18 protein-coding genes are annotated in these 15,672 nt (G+C 39.1%); 7 read left to right on the top strand and 11 right to left on the bottom strand.

Going from position 1 to position 15,672, the window contains the following annotated elements; translation table 11 throughout:
- On the top strand, positions 1–224 hold a 224-nt coding region (locus tag FZC79_RS22630; RefSeq protein ID WP_148948880.1), incomplete at its 5' end, for an ATP-binding protein.
- A 31-nt stretch (positions 225–255) separates the two neighbouring features.
- On the opposite strand, the gene FZC79_RS22625 is transcribed toward FZC79_RS22630, so the two are convergent.
- From FZC79_RS22625 to mnmH, 5 genes are all read right to left on the bottom strand, one after another.
- Positions 256–585 (bottom strand): hypothetical protein, encoded by a 330-nt coding sequence (locus FZC79_RS22625; protein WP_148948879.1) that lies wholly within the window; start codon positions 583–585, stop codon positions 256–258.
- 374 nt (positions 586–959) lie between these two features.
- Complete coding sequence (locus FZC79_RS22620) at positions 960–1,412, bottom strand: hypothetical protein (RefSeq protein WP_148948878.1); 453 nt, start codon at positions 1,410–1,412, stop codon at positions 960–962.
- A gap of 90 nt (positions 1,413–1,502) precedes the next feature.
- Entirely contained in the window at positions 1,503–1,643 is a 141-nt protein-coding gene (locus FZC79_RS23420; protein WP_187442935.1) for a hypothetical protein, read from the bottom strand.
- Between the two features lie 554 nt (positions 1,644–2,197).
- The gene (locus FZC79_RS22615; protein WP_187442934.1) at positions 2,198–2,455 is read right to left on the bottom strand and encodes a hypothetical protein; all 258 of its coding nucleotides are present in this window, start codon (positions 2,453–2,455) and stop codon (positions 2,198–2,200) included.
- Positions 2,456–2,731: 276 nt separating this feature from the next.
- Positions 2,732–3,784 (bottom strand): tRNA 2-selenouridine(34) synthase MnmH, encoded by a 1,053-nt coding sequence (mnmH, locus tag FZC79_RS22610; protein WP_148948876.1) that lies wholly within the window; start codon positions 3,782–3,784, stop codon positions 2,732–2,734.
- Positions 3,785–4,239: 455 nt separating this feature from the next.
- Here mnmH and FZC79_RS22605 point away from each other — a divergent pair, with 455 nt between their 5' ends.
- Positions 4,240–4,761, top strand: a complete 522-nt coding sequence (locus FZC79_RS22605) for a GNAT family N-acetyltransferase (protein ID WP_148948875.1) — start codon at positions 4,240–4,242, stop codon at positions 4,759–4,761.
- A gap of 278 nt (positions 4,762–5,039) precedes the next feature.
- On the opposite strand, the gene FZC79_RS23740 is transcribed toward FZC79_RS22605, so the two are convergent.
- Complete coding sequence (locus FZC79_RS23740) at positions 5,040–5,498, bottom strand: hypothetical protein (RefSeq protein WP_252183447.1); 459 nt, start codon at positions 5,496–5,498, stop codon at positions 5,040–5,042.
- 262 nt (positions 5,499–5,760) lie between these two features.
- Here FZC79_RS23740 and FZC79_RS23415 point away from each other — a divergent pair, with 262 nt between their 5' ends.
- A complete protein-coding gene (locus FZC79_RS23415) occupies positions 5,761–5,907 on the top strand; it encodes a hypothetical protein (protein WP_187442933.1) in 147 nt (48 codons plus the stop codon).
- Positions 5,908–6,430: 523 nt separating this feature from the next.
- Here the strand turns inward: FZC79_RS23415 and FZC79_RS22595 are convergent.
- The 4 genes from FZC79_RS22595 to FZC79_RS22580 all read right to left on the bottom strand — a co-directional run bounded on the left by FZC79_RS22595 (position 6,431) and on the right by FZC79_RS22580 (position 10,320).
- Entirely contained in the window at positions 6,431–6,796 is a 366-nt protein-coding gene (locus tag FZC79_RS22595) for a hypothetical protein (protein ID WP_252183446.1), read from the bottom strand.
- 172 nt (positions 6,797–6,968) lie between these two features.
- A complete protein-coding gene (locus FZC79_RS22590; protein ID WP_148948873.1) occupies positions 6,969–8,897 on the bottom strand; it encodes a S9 family peptidase in 1,929 nt (642 codons plus the stop codon).
- A gap of 207 nt (positions 8,898–9,104) precedes the next feature.
- Positions 9,105–9,776 carry a hypothetical protein gene (locus tag FZC79_RS22585; protein WP_148948872.1) on the bottom strand — a complete coding sequence of 224 codons (672 nt, stop codon included), beginning with the start codon at positions 9,774–9,776 and terminating at the stop codon, positions 9,105–9,107.
- Positions 9,769–10,320, bottom strand: a complete 552-nt coding sequence (locus FZC79_RS22580) for a sigma-70 family RNA polymerase sigma factor (protein WP_187442932.1) — start codon at positions 10,318–10,320, stop codon at positions 9,769–9,771. Before FZC79_RS22580 ends, FZC79_RS22585 begins: the two co-directional genes overlap by 8 nt.
- Positions 10,321–10,906: 586 nt before the next feature.
- Between FZC79_RS22580 and FZC79_RS22570 the strand changes: the two genes are divergently transcribed.
- From FZC79_RS22570 to FZC79_RS22560, 3 genes are all read left to right on the top strand, one after another.
- Positions 10,907–11,665 (top strand): MerR family transcriptional regulator, encoded by a 759-nt coding sequence (locus tag FZC79_RS22570; protein ID WP_187442931.1) that lies wholly within the window; start codon positions 10,907–10,909, stop codon positions 11,663–11,665.
- Positions 11,658–12,365, top strand: coding sequence for a CPBP family intramembrane glutamic endopeptidase (locus tag FZC79_RS22565; RefSeq protein WP_187442930.1), 708 nt, complete (start codon positions 11,658–11,660; stop codon positions 12,363–12,365). The genes FZC79_RS22570 and FZC79_RS22565 overlap by 8 nt, the downstream gene beginning before the upstream one ends.
- Before the next feature lie 161 nt (positions 12,366–12,526).
- A complete protein-coding gene (locus tag FZC79_RS22560) occupies positions 12,527–12,922 on the top strand; it encodes a hypothetical protein (RefSeq protein ID WP_148948868.1) in 396 nt (131 codons plus the stop codon).
- 261 nt (positions 12,923–13,183) lie between these two features.
- On the opposite strand, the gene FZC79_RS22555 is transcribed toward FZC79_RS22560, so the two are convergent.
- A complete protein-coding gene (locus FZC79_RS22555; protein ID WP_148948867.1) occupies positions 13,184–13,525 on the bottom strand; it encodes a hypothetical protein in 342 nt (113 codons plus the stop codon).
- A gap of 289 nt (positions 13,526–13,814) precedes the next feature.
- Here FZC79_RS22555 and FZC79_RS22550 point away from each other — a divergent pair, with 289 nt between their 5' ends.
- On the top strand, positions 13,815–14,903 hold the full coding sequence (locus FZC79_RS22550) for an NAD(P)-dependent alcohol dehydrogenase (protein WP_148948866.1): 1,089 nt from the start codon (positions 13,815–13,817) through the stop codon (positions 14,901–14,903).
- Positions 14,904–15,672: the final 769 nt, after the last annotated feature.

Raw genomic sequence — 15,672 nt, 5'->3', positions numbered from 1 at the left:
ACATGTTCTTCCACCTCATTAACAACCTTTATAATCAATCCTCGATTATACTTACATCTAATAAAGGACCTAAAGAATGGGGGGAGCTATTGGGCGACCAAGCCATCACGACAGCTATATTGGACCGGATCTTACATCGAGTGGAAATAGTTCATTTAAATGATGATAGTTGGAGAATGAAACATCGAAAAACAATTTTTGGTGAACAAAGTGTCTCAAATTAATCAGCAAAAATTGTATCATTCTACTTGACGGTCACAACGTTCTCAGCTTGTTGTACTGATCTTGGAATTTAACGTCAATAACATGTACTAGTTTTTCATCAAGAATTTGATTTTGTGAAAGGTCATATGAAATTTCGCTGTCTAGATGAGACAGGTAAACACGATAAGATGATTCTTTAGAGTTGAAACGCGGGGCGGGGATATTTTCATTGAGGTCATATACTTCCCTAACATACTCAGTAATTTTTGCCTTTGCTATTATGCTGCCAAAAGGAATACCGTTGAAAATTGAGTAGATACCTATAACAAGAAAAGAAATAATCAGTGTCAAGATAATAGAAATACTTCGTTTGTTAAACATAATGTCACCCCTAAATATTTAGCCGCGATTTTATTACCATTCATTCCAGCTATTCCAGTCAGCACAAATCTGTTGTTTGTATAATATAGTGTAATTTTACACTATAAAAGTAATATTTACCATATTTTTTGTGTTTTTTCCGATGTTTATTTAGCTGGTACTATTGGTAACCAGCAGACTCCTTAATAACGCAATAAAAAAGCAACTGAATGACAGTTGCTCTTTAAGTAGTTAAGCGCGATTTAGTTGAGAAGTGCATTTATTCAAAAGAAAATAGTTTTATACGTTAACTACATTCTCATAGTGAATGAGGCTGTTTTCTACTCCAAATTTACCACCAAGACAAAAAAGACCCACTCGGTTCGGAGCCAGTTTTAATAAGATTGGTGTTTAGATGAAGTAAAGTAAACTCTCGGAATCCCTCTAAGTTTACTCCTTATCTTAAACATGTTATATACTAATCTATTGTCTACAGTTAAAAAACTTAGGTTATAATGATCAGCAATAGAAGCATTAACTGCATCAGCCGACCCTAGTTCCTTAAAGACTTCAAGTTGTTTGATTACAGTATCCTTATTTCCGGAGGATATTTGAAGAACATCATTTTTTATCAATTCTTTAACTTTGTCGACAGTTAAATCAATTAATTCGAGAGGGTTAACTTCCTTTAAATCAATTTCTGGATGTTTTATTTTATATGACTCAAAGGGTTTCCATGCCAAGAAAGTTATTTCATTTAATATTGTTGGGTTTATAAATAGAAAGATTGGTTTATCGTCTTCGTTTATTACATACTGTTCAAATAAATTTTGACTGTGTTGTGCCAAGAATCATATTCGTTTGCTAACGCAAGGATTATACCAGTATCAACAAGAATCTTTTCGTTATTATTAAATCCTTGGAAGTTTAAATTAAAGTCAATTTTTCTCATTATTCCAGTTATCTTTAACCTTGTTTAAATCTAATTTAGAAGAACTACTACCAATAAAATTCTTTAATAAATCTTTTCTTTTCTTATTAAGTGGCTTAATGGAATTTTTCTTATTTACTAACTCCATATCTTTACCCTCCTCATTACGCATACCATCACCTCTAACTATATGTTAACAAGATTAGCATACGTGTAGTTACCATAATTACACCAAAAATTTCTACACCACTTTAAGATAAGAAAGTAAATATAGTAACTATTTAGCATATACTAACTTCTTTTTTCCTCTACCCGACATGAAAAGATGAAAACTAACTAATTACTAGTGATAAAATGAAATTTATGTAGAAATATTTTTTATTAAATAACTTGATTCAAGTAGGTAGCCGAAACAGTCAGCTAACCAATTCAATCAATAATCACTCTCAGGGTTTTTGAAGAACGTTCCAAGCTTATCATACTTCGAATTGTAAGGTTAACTCCAATTAATCTCATATAACTTTAGCTCACTGATTTAGCTTGTCTCTAAGGGAGCATCAAGTGTTCTTGAAAAAATCACTCAACTAACAGGTCCTTATCTTCAACAAGGATTATAAACAGTGACCCCAATCCAACTGGGTCCCTGTTTTATGGTCATTTATCAACAATTCTATTTAGCATTGCTGAATAGAAAGGCCCCATTTAGTTCAAGAGTGCATTGACTTGTTGAATTGAGTAATCATTTAGACTATAAATGGTATGCGTATCTTCAGCGTTCATGATCGTTTCAGATTTTTCACTAATCCAAAGGAAATACGTCTCCTTCCCATGTACAATTTTGAATTGAGGGTCTGCCATATTAACAATACCAGGTTGCTTTTCGGCTTTATTAATCGCTTCTGTAATCATTTCAATGGTGTCAGGTTCCTCGATAACAAGCCTTCCTGAACCTTTCTCCATTTTATAGATCGTTATCTTTTCTAGTCTTTCGAGTTCAGCTTGTGGCTGGCAGCCAATTAATGCGATTGATACAAGCACGAAAGATAAGAGCAGAGCAAGCTGATTTTTTTCATAAATAGAAACCTCACTTCACTCTCTTTATACTTTAAACGAAAGCATCTCTTTTTAGTTACACTTCTTTCAGCAGTATTCGTACCAATGGCTTTATACAAAAAACACCTGTCATGCCTTCTTCGTTGAGTTATTCAACTTTTCGGGACACTGACAGGCACTCTCTTATCTTTTCAGAATATAACTTTCCGTTGTTATGGGCAGAAGACCCATGATCTTTTCTACGGCTTCTTCAATGTTATTCACATGGAGAGTTATTTTTTGATCTTCTGGATATTGCATGGCGGCATGCTTATATTTGGGATCATAATAATGCTCCAGCAGCAATGACAGGAACGGCTTATACTCACCTTCATCCAAATGGGACTGAATTTCTCTCGCGATGGGGGTGTGAATACGGCTTTTGATTTTTTGAAAAGCATCGCGAAGTTCCTCAGTATGATCAACGATTTTATACTCTTCAAGAATATGAAGCACTCTTTGTTCCATAGGCATTTCTATAAAAATATGAGTTCCCTGCTCTTTTTTCTTAAGCAGGGTATCAGGCACGGTTACCTTGCCAATCCGCTTGCTTTCGGCTTCAAAGACAATGTACGGAGAAGATTGCAGTTGAGAGATTTCATGCTGGAGCAATGAATCGAACTTTTTCTGGTTGTTTGGACTTGTACCGATGTGTCCAAAAACAGACCCGCGGTGACCAGCCAGGCCTTCAAGATCAAGGACAGGTTTTCCCTTCTCTTGCAATCGCTTCAGTATGGTCGTCTTCCCTATTCCGGTACCTCCGTTTAAAACATAGGCATCGGCGTTAATCTCCAGCCCCTCCATTTGTTCCAAAACCCACTGTCGGTAGGTGCGTACTCCCCCTTGCAGACGCAGCACCCTTATCCCCATTAAATCAAGCATAGTTGCGGCCGTTTTACTCCGCATTCCTCCGCGCCAGCAAAAAACGGCTATCTCTCCCTCGATTTGTTGAAACTTCTTAATAAATGCTGGCAGCTTGGCAGAAAAAATCTCAAGCCCTCTTTCCTTAGCAATTTCCGGGCTGACCTGCTTATAAAGCGTCCCCACTTCTGCTCTTTCTTCATCATCAAACACAGGGATATTAATGCTTCCCGGCATTGTCATCTCGTGGAATTCAGAAGGAGAACGAACATCCACTAACGTCCAGTCTTTCTTATCGTTCTGCAATAGTTCATCGATCTTTATATCTTTAAACAAAGTAATCTACCTTTCTATTTTAAGGGAAAATCCCCAAACTGTTTCCTAAATGTATTTTAGTGAGAATACTATTATCAATCTTACAGTAACGATCCTCATCTAAACTGCAATAAACCTTCTTTTCCAGTGAAGCATACCAATACCAATTAAAGTTAAACCGTTGTGGCAAGCATCCCGCTTTTTTCGAAGTATACCTATTATACCACCAAACGAAAAAGCCTGTGCTTATCCGGTTTGCGGTCTATGATCCAATATAGTCTGTTTTTTCCCTACTGCCTGCACGAATGGTATTGAAGACCACCACACTCTAAAAAGCTGAAGGCCATCTCGACATTCAGCTGCTTCAATGAGTATGTTCAATTGAAATACAGTGTACCTACAGAGATTGACTGCATAAGATAGGATGATCATTTTTACACTGAACCGTATCGTCCACCCTTGAAAGGAGTGCAGCTATGGAATTGATTCCCATGACAAGCAAGAGTAAGTACTTTATCCAAATGCTCAACTTGTATAAGATCCTTTACGGTGAAGACCCGTTAGAAATGCAGAAGCAATTTCTCCATCATTTTCAATTTCCAAACTTCGAAGGGTATTTCGCTGTCATAGACAAAAGACTCGCAGGATTTATATATGGGTATTCTTCTCGTAAGGGGCAGTATTATCATGACTTATTGTCAAAGCAGTTAAATGGAGACCGAAACTGGATTGAAAACTGTATGGAGCTGGCGGAGTTAGGTGTCCACCCCCACTATCGTAGAAGGGGAATTGCCAAGGAGCTTGTAAATGCATTGCTTAAAAATAGAACAGAATCAAAGGCTTTGCTGACAACGAGAAAGGATAATACAGCTGGGGTCGAGTTTTATAGGAAGTCGGGATGGAAGGAACTCAGTGACAGATTCTTCCCTAACGTTCCGTATGAATATATTATTTTTGGGAAGGACTTATCTCCTTCTGTTAGGGGAGTGGATTTCTGACTTTGTCTCAGGCAATGCAGGTTATTCAGAAAAAGCATTCGGGACGCAGTGCCCCGCGTCCCAGCCATTAGTTTGTTTGGAACATCTTCTTTATAATACTCAACTTCCGCAAATAAGCGGGACAGGTGAAATGTTACGCTGGCAAGCTTGTGATAAGAAAAGGACTTTATTTGAGAGATCGTTTTCTAGTGAATGAGGGATGTTTCTTATGAAATGATACTGTTGCATGCGAGGTGATTGATACTGAATATAACTGGAAGAGTATACAGTTTATGGACTTAACTTCCTGGCTGTCTGTTTAATCGCTCAATATCTGATTCAACATGATAAACTCTTTTATTCAACACTTCTGTTCTAGCATCAACGTGGTCAGTTATTTTCTCAGTATACTCACCGAGACTTTCTATAAAATCTTTTTGTAGTTTCTCCAGCCCATTTTCAAGCCTGGCTTGTCCGGTTTTTAATTCTTCAACATCTGTTTTTAATGAACCTACATCTGTCTTTAAGTCTCCAACATCTGTTTTTATTGAACCTACATCTGCCTTTAAGTCTCCAACATCTGTTTTTATTGAACCTACATCTGCCTTTAAGTCTCCAACATCTGTTTTTATTGAACCTACATCTGTCTTTAGGTCGCCAACATTTGCTTTTATTACACCTACATCTGTCTTTAAGTCTCCAACATCTGTTTTTATTCCTTGCAGTTCACCTAGAATTTGTTTTAATATTTCTTCCACAGCTCTTCCCTCCTCTCTTTATGAAACTAATCCTATTGTAACAGCTTCATGCTAAAACCTTTTAAGAATAAATGAATTTTAATCATTTTTTCTTTGGTTTTTCTCTCGCAAGTTTTCACTTCATGGAAAGACTAATTACTTATCATTAATGTAAGGGGTAATAGCGTAAAACTCGTTACCATTGCGAAAAGGATAAGAAAAACAACACTAATCTAATTTCCAAAAAGATAATGGAGCATATTAACTTTTAGGAGGTGTTAAAGTGGCTGACAATAAGAAAGCTTCTAGGGACACGGAAGAACTCGGGGCATTAAACAAGGGGAATAAAAATGACCGGCACAACGAGAATGCACGGGCAGCGGCTAATCTTGAGCAGGAGTATCCAAGGATTAATACGGATAATATCTAGTAGTAGTTTCTGTTATGAAAATACAGCTTTCACCCCTTGCTGACGCGTATAGTTGCTGACCATTTCCCTCTTCAGACCGGTCAGCAACTAAGGGGCAAAGAGATAAAGCTCAGACCACGTCAACTAATAAGACAAAAACACTAAATAATGAGATAGCCGTAAGTATCCTAGAAATAGAGGGAAATATTCCCTTTATTAAGAAAAAATCGCAAAAATCAGCTTAAATAGCGGGAAAAATTCCCTCTATTCACTAAAAACACGGGTTAATTTTTCTATTATCCATGAATAAGGGGAAATTTTCCCCTTATTATCCCCTGTTCGAGCTCTTTTCCGCAGCTTAAAGGGAAATTTTCCCCTTATTTTTAAAAAGAATGAACACTCAATTTAGGTTCAGCGGTACGTAAGACATGTATTAAGCAATTAAATTAAACATTACTGCTGATAAAAAAAGCATGTGAGAATTCTATAGAGAATTACCATACTTTTTCATATGTACCTAGAATGTCAGCACGCCTTAAGAATTTCAAGGAGAACCTAAAGGACTAGAATTACGAATTTCATTAAATTCTTCTGCTTGCTGCATGAAAGAATCCTGCTCACTGCTAATAGTGATTTCCACTCCCAACCCAACGTCCCGAAGAATTTCCCTTAATTTTTCAAAGTTCCGCTTATCCTCTTGGGTTACATCAGCAAATCTGTATAATTCATCATGAGGATACTGATTTAAATGGGAATGCAGGCGTTCAAGAATTTCCCTGTCACGATCAGATAGCGTTCCTAACTGTTTACCAACAGTCATTGCGAGCCAAATGCCGTTTAATACATCACTTAATTCAGTTGTGACCAAGTTAGGCTCAAACCAATTTCTCTCCATCTGGATAGCAATCAAGCCTTCCAGTTCTACTAAATTTTCCTGAACCTCTGTAAGAATAACTTGCTCACTTACGAAGTTTACCCTCGCTATTCTCCAGGCTAAGATTAGGATGAGCAGTATATTTAACCCTATTGATATCTTGAAAGGAACTTTGATTTTATTCCTCAGTTTAACTCCCCCTTACCATTTATAAAACCCTGAAGCCTTCCAAGCTCTCTCCAAGAAGATAATGCGAAAACCACATCAAATTCTGCTTCATAATCGCCGCATGCATTCCCGGCTGGGTGGAGCTATAGGCCATTCCTTTGAATACTACTAACTCTGTTTCCACGTCCATATCCGTCAGTCCTCTAAATAGATCATAGGCATTGGTAATCGGCACTCTTGCATCCACTTCTCCATGCTGAATCAACGTCGGGGTGCTTGCCGATTTTATATAAGTCATAGGCGAGGCTTTACTGTAGATCTCTGGATCATCCCAAGGAGTACTTCCTAGATACATCCTGAAAAAGTAAGGGATATCTGTATTAACATAATGATTTCTCAAATTAGTGATAGCGCCGCCAACCGAAGCCGCCTTGAAACGATCGCTGTATATTGAACAGAAGGCTGCGATAAATCCTCCCTGGCTCCAGCCCATCACCCCAACTCGATCTCTATCGGCTATCCCCTTGCCGACCAGCGAATCCACTCCGGATATCACATCATCGTAGTCACCGAATCCGAAATTACGATAGTTGGCTTTGTAAAAGTCATTTCCATACCCTGTGCTGCCTCTGTAGTTGGGTTCGAGAACGATAAAGCCCTTTTGGACAAACTGCTCAACAGGATATTTATCATTGAAGCAGCCTGAATGGATTGGGAAGGATGCCCAACCAGGACCCCCATGGACAAAAACCAGCAAAGGGTATTTTTTAGAAGCATCGAAATCTGCCGGAGTTGTTAAAACTCCTTCAATTTCAATATCTTCACTGTTTTTCCATGAGATAACCTCTCTGTTACTTCTAGCCTTTCCTTTAAAAAAACTGTTTTCATTTGTTATCTTCCTATCGTCTAAAAAGATTTCAAAGGTTTCATTGGCTGCCGCTTTGTTATAGGCTAAATGATTTCCATCTTTTGTAATAGAAGCATCCATTATAAAGCCATCTGAATTGATCTTCTTCACACTGCCGTTTTCAGATAAAAGCCCAATATGGTAATTCGTTTTATGCTGCCATCTTATTAAAATGCCTTTTGAGGTCCACCGGATTGGTGTGATCGTACTATCAAAATGGGGTAATGGCTGAAGGTGTTCTCCGCTTTCAAGATCATAAATTTCGATTGTGCTGTCCTGAATATGGTTTCTATAAAACTCCTTCTCTTTCAAGCTGGCTGTATAACAAATTTTGCCGGCATTTGGAGAAAAGCAAAGGCTCCCTCCCAATAGCTTATTACAGTTTATCTTTTGCATCTCTCCAGATTCACGGTCTGCTATGTATAGGTCCCTGTTTGGATCTTCCTGGGCTTCCGGGCTTGGTTTAGCGATGAATGCAATCTTTTTCCCGTCATGAGAAATATCAAATTCCTGAACATGAAAATCTTTAGGGTCGGTCAGTGGATGGGCTGTGGTGTTTAAGCTGGACGTACCAATTTCAATATAGGATAGAATATGATTCTGGTTTTCCTTGCCTGCATGATGAAAGTCTCCATAAACCGCCTTGCGCTTCGTTAATGACTCTGATTCTTTTACCCGTGAAATAAAATAAATTCCATTTCCAGCAGGATCCCATTTGAATGTACTTACTCCTTCATTCTCATCGGTTATTTGAGTTCTGCTGGCATCAGTTAATGACTGCATGAAAATCTGATTTATCCCACCTGCTGCGCTAAGGTAAGCAATGTGCTTAGAGTCCGGAGACCATATAGGAGATGTACCTTCTATATTGCTTAGTGCATAGCATTCTTCCTTATTTTTATCAAAAATCCATATGTGATTTCTATACAGATTGTCTTTCCAGTCAGCTGTCGTTTTGACGAACGCCGCGTAGTTGCCGTCTTCACTGATATTTACTCCTGAAAAAGTGGGTATGGATAAAAGTTCTTTTATATTGAGATAGTTCTTTTCATTGTTGTTCATTCATTGCTCTCCTACTCTTTGATTCATTATTTCGTTCGCTCTTGTTTTGTATGAAAATTCTAACAATCTCCTTCACTATGTTACCAAGATTTTCATTAAGGCGCTATCGAAGAATTTTGGCTTTCGGCATAATGCACTTGGCATTTTTAAAAAAGAAGACAAAAAATGATTACGTGGGCTAACCACATAATCATTTCTTTAAAACTTTTATCTAAACGATTGGGCTATTTTAACCAGTTCTTCTTTATACAACATCCGCCCCGATTCACCCGGTTTATAATGTAAGCTATACATTTTTTGTTCTTCTTCTAACCACCTCATACTGCTAGACTTAAATTTCAAATCATTATTACCTTCAATTAATTGTTCTTGAGAATAATATCCTTCAAAATTTCCTGCTTTAAATTGTTCTCCGGCAAAAGTTAGATTTTCCATACTATCATTCATGGATTGGAAAAAGAGTCGCAGGGTTTCTTTCTTCTCTCCGATTAAGGTAACGGTATACATTAAACCGACAGGGCTTTCTCTAGTTGTTGTTTTGACATCTGAAACCTTAAATGGCACTTTTGCTGGGAATTTAAACTCGTTTCCTAAAAAAGAAGGTTTTTCTATATTGATGTTGTAGTAGTGAATGCTTGTTTCGGCGGAATGGTTTTCAATGATCCCTAATTCTGAACCACCGTAGTACACAGCTGCTGAAATACTTGCAACTGCAAAAATGGAAGAGAGAACGGGAGCGAACTTAATTCTCTTTTTTGTGCTAAGAACCTCTTTTGAGTTGATTTCATTAACAATGTTGTTCTTCATCCTGCTGGTGAATCCATGATTTCTAAATGTGTCCGCCTTCATTAGGGTTCGAAGATTTTTCAGTTCATCCATTGTTATACACCTCATCTTTTAGTAAGGATTCAATCTTTTTTCGACCTCTGGCCAGCCGCGATTTGACAGTATTTATGTTGACATGGAGTACTGCACAAATTTCATCCAGTTTCATTTCCTCAAAGTAATGCAGGAAGATGACCTCTCTGTATTTAATCGGAAGAGATAAAACCGTGCTAATGAGTTCATGATTGGTTTCATTATGTATGACCGTTTCTTCTGGCGTTCCTAGTGTCCCTTTTACCATGTCATTAATCTTATTAGTGATACTTACCATCCTGTTGTTCCAGCTTCTTAAATAATCCTTGCAATGATTAATCGCAATACTGATGATCCAGCTCTTCAAGGCGGAATCTTCTCTAAACGTATCCATTTTGTTATAGCATTTAATAAATACCTCTTGAGTGAGATCTTCGGCCAAGCTGTGATCCTTCACATAAGAAAATACGATATAGTAAACCTCATTTCCATACAGGTTCATGGCTTGATTGAGGAGCTGATCTCTTTCGGCTTTCGGTAAGTCTCTGGGGCATTCTATTGCCAAGTATGTCACCTTCTTTGAGCTTTTCTTTATACATAAGACGGATGCCGGCTTGATAAGGTTGCTTTTTTGGCGAACAAATTCTTATAAATATTTCTCTGCTTCAGTAAATTCTTCTATGCCTTGTTATTGTGGATTCACTATAAATTATTTTTAAAAGTCTTTTTCTGCAAAGGTTATGGGTGTTTAAAAGATATGGATTTCCTCTCCAGGCGTACGACTCCGCGGGGCGGGCGTTGAGCCTCCTCGGCTTTGCCTGTGGGGTCTCACCTGTCCCGCTAGTCCCGCAGGAGGTCGGACGCCTTCCGCTCCAATCCTTCTATATATAAGGGAAAAAGATATAATTACATTTTAAAGCAGAAATAGAAAATCCAATTAATTAAACTGCTTTAATATTATTATTGCTTTAGGAAATATCACAAGTGCGATTCCTCTTCTATAAATATTTCCTCTCTAAACGTGGACCAGTTCTTTTCTTCTAATTTCCAGAATACCCCTGCTTATCTTTTAAAGATCCTTAAAAAACTTGAACCTCACGTTACGTGAAGTTTTATGATAGAGGTAAGAAATATAAATGGAGATGATATACATGGACCTTTATTCTGTGGGCGAGTTTGCCAAATTAACCAGTGTTAGCATTAGGACCCTGCATTATTACGATGAGATTGGCATTTTGATTCCACTTCGAAAAGATAACGGACGAAGATATTACGATCGATCCCATTTAGTCTCTATGCAAAAAATTGTTACCTTAAAGTTCCTCGGATTTTCCCTGGAACAAATGAAAGAGCTGCTTCTGCAGACAGACTGGAATTTGAAGGAAACTCTGCAGTTTCAGAAAAAGCTTCTTGAAGAAAAACTGCTCGGATTGCAAAAAGTGATGAAGGCTTTGGACCATTCGATCCATCTGGCGGAAAGTAGTGAGACCATTGATGCCAGTATTTTCACCTCCTTGATCCGGGGAATTCAATATCAGGACGAACATAAAGAGTGGCTGAAAGACATTTACACGGAAGAAAAGATTGACGAGATCTTCAGTATTCACCCCCAAAGACAGCTGGAACTGGAAAAGAAATTTGCCGAGATTCTTTCAAAATTAAAATCCAAGCATGGGAGTAACCCTGGAGCCCCTGATGTCCAATACCTTGTCTCACAGCTGATGGATATGCTGCAGGAGGTCGTCGGTGAGGATCTGCCTGACTTTTTTCAAAGGACAGAGGGTTCGAAAATTGCCACAGAAGATCCAGCCTTTCCTTTGCCGCTGGATTCATCTGAGCAGGAATGGCTTAGAAATGCAATTAAAGTTTATCTTGAAAATGCCGGGATCAAGGAGGAAGCAGATGAATGATGACCTATGGGTAATTGTGGCTGCTTTGATGCTGCCTGGAATCCTGTTAATGGCACTAAATGAAAAAGGGTTATATAAGGAAGCAGTTCCGGAAATCGAACCTCCTCCCTTTTACCTTCGCTTGGTCATTCACATGATCCTGGCCTTCCCCTTTGCAGCGTTAGGCTTGTTTTTCTATAAACGAGCGGGTTTTCATTCACCGGTTTTCATACAAGGGGTTGATGGACTTTCCCTGCTGCTTGGTCTGCTGTGTGCCCTTTTCAATGTTGCTGTCTACTACCTCTTTTTCAAAAAGAAAACGACAGCAGAAATCTTCGAGAAATTGGAAAAAACAAGGCAGCAGGTGTGGATCTCGACACGTTGTTTGTATGGGGGAATTGTGGAAGAAGTGATCTTTCGTTTCGGCCTTATGAGCTTCTTTGTCTGGGCTGGAAATTTCGTAACCGACCAACCTTTACTTTCTGTTTGGATTGCCAATCTCTTAGCAAGTATCTTATTTGCACTAGCCCACCTTCCTGCAGTCTATCAGATGAAAATCTCTGTCACCAAGCCCATTCTCTTCTATTCAGTTGGGATGAATATGGTGGTCGGGTTGACGTGCGGCTGGTTATACTGGAATAACGGACTTACAGCAGCCGTCCTGTGTCATATGCTTTTCCATCTGTTTTGGTATGGATTTGAAAAAATTGGCCATAAGTAGAAGAATGGTTAAAACAGAGGTATGAAAGTTTTGATGGATTTGTCATCTAATTTGGAATTGCAGGCAGCTTATTAGCTGCTTAACTCACTCCAAATATTTACAGACTTTTCACTTTCCACCCCTCACTAAAATTTAGTATACTCTAATAGGAGGTGATAGGAATGGAAGAGAAAATAATGAATCTTCTAACCGAACTGAACCAGGATATGAAAGGGTTGAAGAAAGAGTTTATTAGCTTTAAGAAAGACGTTAATGATCGCTTTAATAGTGTAGACCGCCGCCTTGATGGGTTGGATTTGCGTTTTGATGGAGTAGATCGCCGCCTTAATAACTTGGATATACGCCTTGATGGTGTAGACCGCCGCCTTGATAATGTGGATTTGCGTCTCGATGGTGTAGATCGCCGCATTGAAAAAATGGATGCTAATCTGGATCGAATAGGTTATCAGTTTGAGCAAACGAATGTATTAAAATTTGAAGACGTTGACTTTTTGACAGCTAAGGTTGAAAAGCTGGAGAAGGATGTTTTTATTCTTAACAGCAAAAACAAAGATTAATTCTTTCTAAATGTCATAGTAATGCCTCTTTAAGTTCCTCTTGCTCTAAGCAGCAAAAGAGTTATTCCGCACATTCTTTACCCGGCTAAATTTTATTGAAGCAGTTCTCAGTTTGTTTACGTGAAACGGCTGCAACCTTCTTAAAGTACTATTTTTTAAGCACTCCCCAAATCACCGATATCTTCTCATTTAATCATAATAAAAAGCCATCTCTAATCGATGGCTTTGTTGTTGTATTCCATATATATATGTGACCTATGGCTATGCTTTATGGGCTCCATGGAAAACAGTACTCAAGTAGTTTCCGTAGTCATCCCCAAAAGGAAGCCCTTTTTCCATAAGATCTATCCATAGTCTTTTGTCGAGTTCGAACAGTCCTTTGAGGTGCAGAACTTCCAAGTCTTGAACAGAAAGTTCAGCATGATAGTATTTTTCTCCATTCTTTACGACCATTTCATAATCCGGCCATTTCATCACAAATACTTCATAGTTTACATCCCACTCATGCAGCTGGTTTTCCATTATGCCAGCGACGTACTTCAAGAAGTCTTCACTGCTCATCACCTGCTGCATGTAGCTTCTGACTATACCATTTGTTTGCATAAGCGTTCCTCCTGATCATTAAGTCCTCTCATGTTGGTTTCTTCTTACTTATTTCCCCTCTTTGCTCTTTCCTAAAACACCTTCCTGCCCATTGTTAGTGAGAAGATGGATGCATTTCTAAAATGGCAGAGGTCTATACTCTTCTAGGCAGGAAAGACGTTTGGAAAATCGAAGAGGTAACGAGACTAACTAAGCATCTTATTTGAAGGAGCAAAAAGGCAGTAGTATGATTTTTTTATAACGAGAAACTATAAATAGAAATGATTTAAGTGTAAGGAGGGCATTGACTATGAAAATTAAAGCTGCGGTTACCCACGGACAAGGACAGGATTTTAAAATTGAAGAAGTCGAATTAGCAGAACCTAAGGCTAATGAAGTTTTGGTGAAGATCGTTGCGGCCGGTGTGTGCCATACAGACGCAGTGGCGCGAGATGCAGCCATTGCCCCTCTTCCTGCTGTTTTAGGACATGAAGGAGCAGGAATTGTGGAGAAGGTGGGACAAGGAGTGAACACCCTTGAAGAAGGTGATCACGTCGTCCTTTCTTTTGCACACTGCGGCCACTGCCAGAACTGTTTGACAGGCCATCCCGCTGTTTGTGAAACATTTAATGATTTGAACTTCGGCGGTGCTGCCGATGACCACACGCACCGCTTAAGCCAGGACGGCCAGGAATTATCTACCTTCTTTGGCCAATCATCATTTGGGACCTTTGCGATTGCTCATGAACGAAATGTAGTAAAAGTGGATAAAGATGTAGATCTTGCTTTATTAGGACCGCTTGGCTGCGGTATCCAAACAGGTGCCGGTACCGTACTGAATACCCTGAAACCTGAATTCGGGTCGACTATCGCCATCTACGGAGCAGGTGCTGTAGGCTTGAGCGCCATCATGGCAGCAAAAATAACAGGCTGCAAACATATTCTCGTTGTTGATATACACGACAGCCGTCTCGAATTAGCAAAAGAACTAGGAGCCACTCACACTCTGAATGGTTCTCAAGTAGATGTTGTGAAAGAAATCAAGGCGATCACCAACGGAGGTACAAACTATGCCATTGATACAACCGGGGTTCCTCCCGTCGTCCGACAATGCTTGCAAGCGATGCGTCCATTAGGAAAAGCGGCTATCGTCGGCGTAACTCCTGAAATGAATATCGATGTCCACAATGACATCATGGCAGAAGGCAAAACCATGATGGGCGTTATCGAGGGAGACTCGGTTCCACGAGTATTCATTCCTCAGCTTGTCGAGTATTACAAAGAAGGACGCTTTCCATTCGATAAATTAGTGAAGTTCTTTGAGTTCGAACAAATCAATGAAGCTTTTGAAGAGTCCAAAAATGGGAATACGATTAAACCGATATTGCGGTTGGGATAAGTGAGACTGCAGAAAAAGGCATGGCTTGATTCCATGCCTTTTTCTAAATCTTATAAAGAATAAAATGGATTAGCTAAGTTTCATGTGACATATGAAATATTCATTGGCAGCTTACCACAGCGCCATTTCTTTAGGCTGCTTTCGCAAAGATTGTGGCTATTTTAAAAGTAATGGATTTCCGCTCCAAGCGCGCGACTCCGCGGGGCGGGCGCCCGGCCTCCTCGGCTTCGCCTGTGGGGTCTCACCTGTCCCGCTAGTCCCGCAGGAGGTCGCACGCCTTACGCTCCAATCCTTCCACGTGAAAATGAGGTGGGGATAAAATATGGCATTTAAAAGCAACAACCTTTTAGAAAGGCTGTTTTATCTAAATTGTTGCTTTCAAATAATTCCGGATACTAAGGGTTTTTCTCTTTTCGGTGTTACCAGATTTCACCCTCTTAGTGTGGTTAATTTTCGGAATTAGGATCAAATATAACAAAGTTTACGAAAAACTCCCATGACGGCGCTTCCCGCCGCCACCATCTATCATCAAAATAGACGTTACCCTATATAAAGGTCTGCTTTTATAATTGTCTGACCATAATGAGCCTAACAATACTGCCAGTCCGGAGACTCTTTGGTGGATCTTCTAATTGAAGATACCCTGTACGAAAAACTGGTTGTGACAGACTTGAAGAACCATCTATTGTGCCTGTGTGTGGTACGTATACAAAAATTTTGTATTAATTCGCCTGTCGCTTGTATTGTCCTGTCGCTTGTATTGTTAGTA

It is taken from the genome of Rossellomorea vietnamensis, assembly GCF_008180615.1.
GTDB classification, from domain to species: Bacteria; Bacillota; Bacilli; order Bacillales; family Bacillaceae_B; genus Rossellomorea; species Rossellomorea vietnamensis_D.
Note: the sequence above shows the minus strand (reverse complement) of the source record. Positions and strands in the feature narration are given on the sequence as shown.

Excerpts from the sequence above, each read along its gene's own strand:
- FZC79_RS22625 (WP_148948879.1), bottom strand. The coding sequence starts at position 585 with ATGTTTAACAAACGAAGTATTTCTATTATCTTGACACTGATTATTTCT.
- FZC79_RS23420 (WP_187442935.1), bottom strand. The coding sequence starts at position 1,643 with ATGGAGTTAGTAAATAAGAAAAATTCCATTAAGCCACTTAATAAGAAA.
- FZC79_RS22615 (WP_187442934.1), bottom strand. The coding sequence starts at position 2,455 with ATGGAGAAAGGTTCAGGAAGGCTTGTTATCGAGGAACCTGACACCATT.
- FZC79_RS22605 (WP_148948875.1), top strand. The coding sequence starts at position 4,240 with ATGGAATTGATTCCCATGACAAGCAAGAGTAAGTACTTTATCCAAATG.
- FZC79_RS22590 (WP_148948873.1), bottom strand. The coding sequence starts at position 8,897 with ATGAACAACAATGAAAAGAACTATCTCAATATAAAAGAACTTTTATCC.
- FZC79_RS22585 (WP_148948872.1), bottom strand. The coding sequence starts at position 9,776 with ATGGATGAACTGAAAAATCTTCGAACCCTAATGAAGGCGGACACATTT.
- FZC79_RS22570 (WP_187442931.1), top strand. The coding sequence starts at position 10,907 with ATGGACCTTTATTCTGTGGGCGAGTTTGCCAAATTAACCAGTGTTAGC.
- FZC79_RS22565 (WP_187442930.1), top strand. The coding sequence starts at position 11,658 with ATGAATGATGACCTATGGGTAATTGTGGCTGCTTTGATGCTGCCTGGA.
- FZC79_RS22560 (WP_148948868.1), top strand. The coding sequence starts at position 12,527 with ATGGAAGAGAAAATAATGAATCTTCTAACCGAACTGAACCAGGATATG.
- FZC79_RS22555 (WP_148948867.1), bottom strand. The coding sequence starts at position 13,525 with ATGCAAACAAATGGTATAGTCAGAAGCTACATGCAGCAGGTGATGAGC.
- FZC79_RS22550 (WP_148948866.1), top strand. The coding sequence starts at position 13,815 with ATGAAAATTAAAGCTGCGGTTACCCACGGACAAGGACAGGATTTTAAA.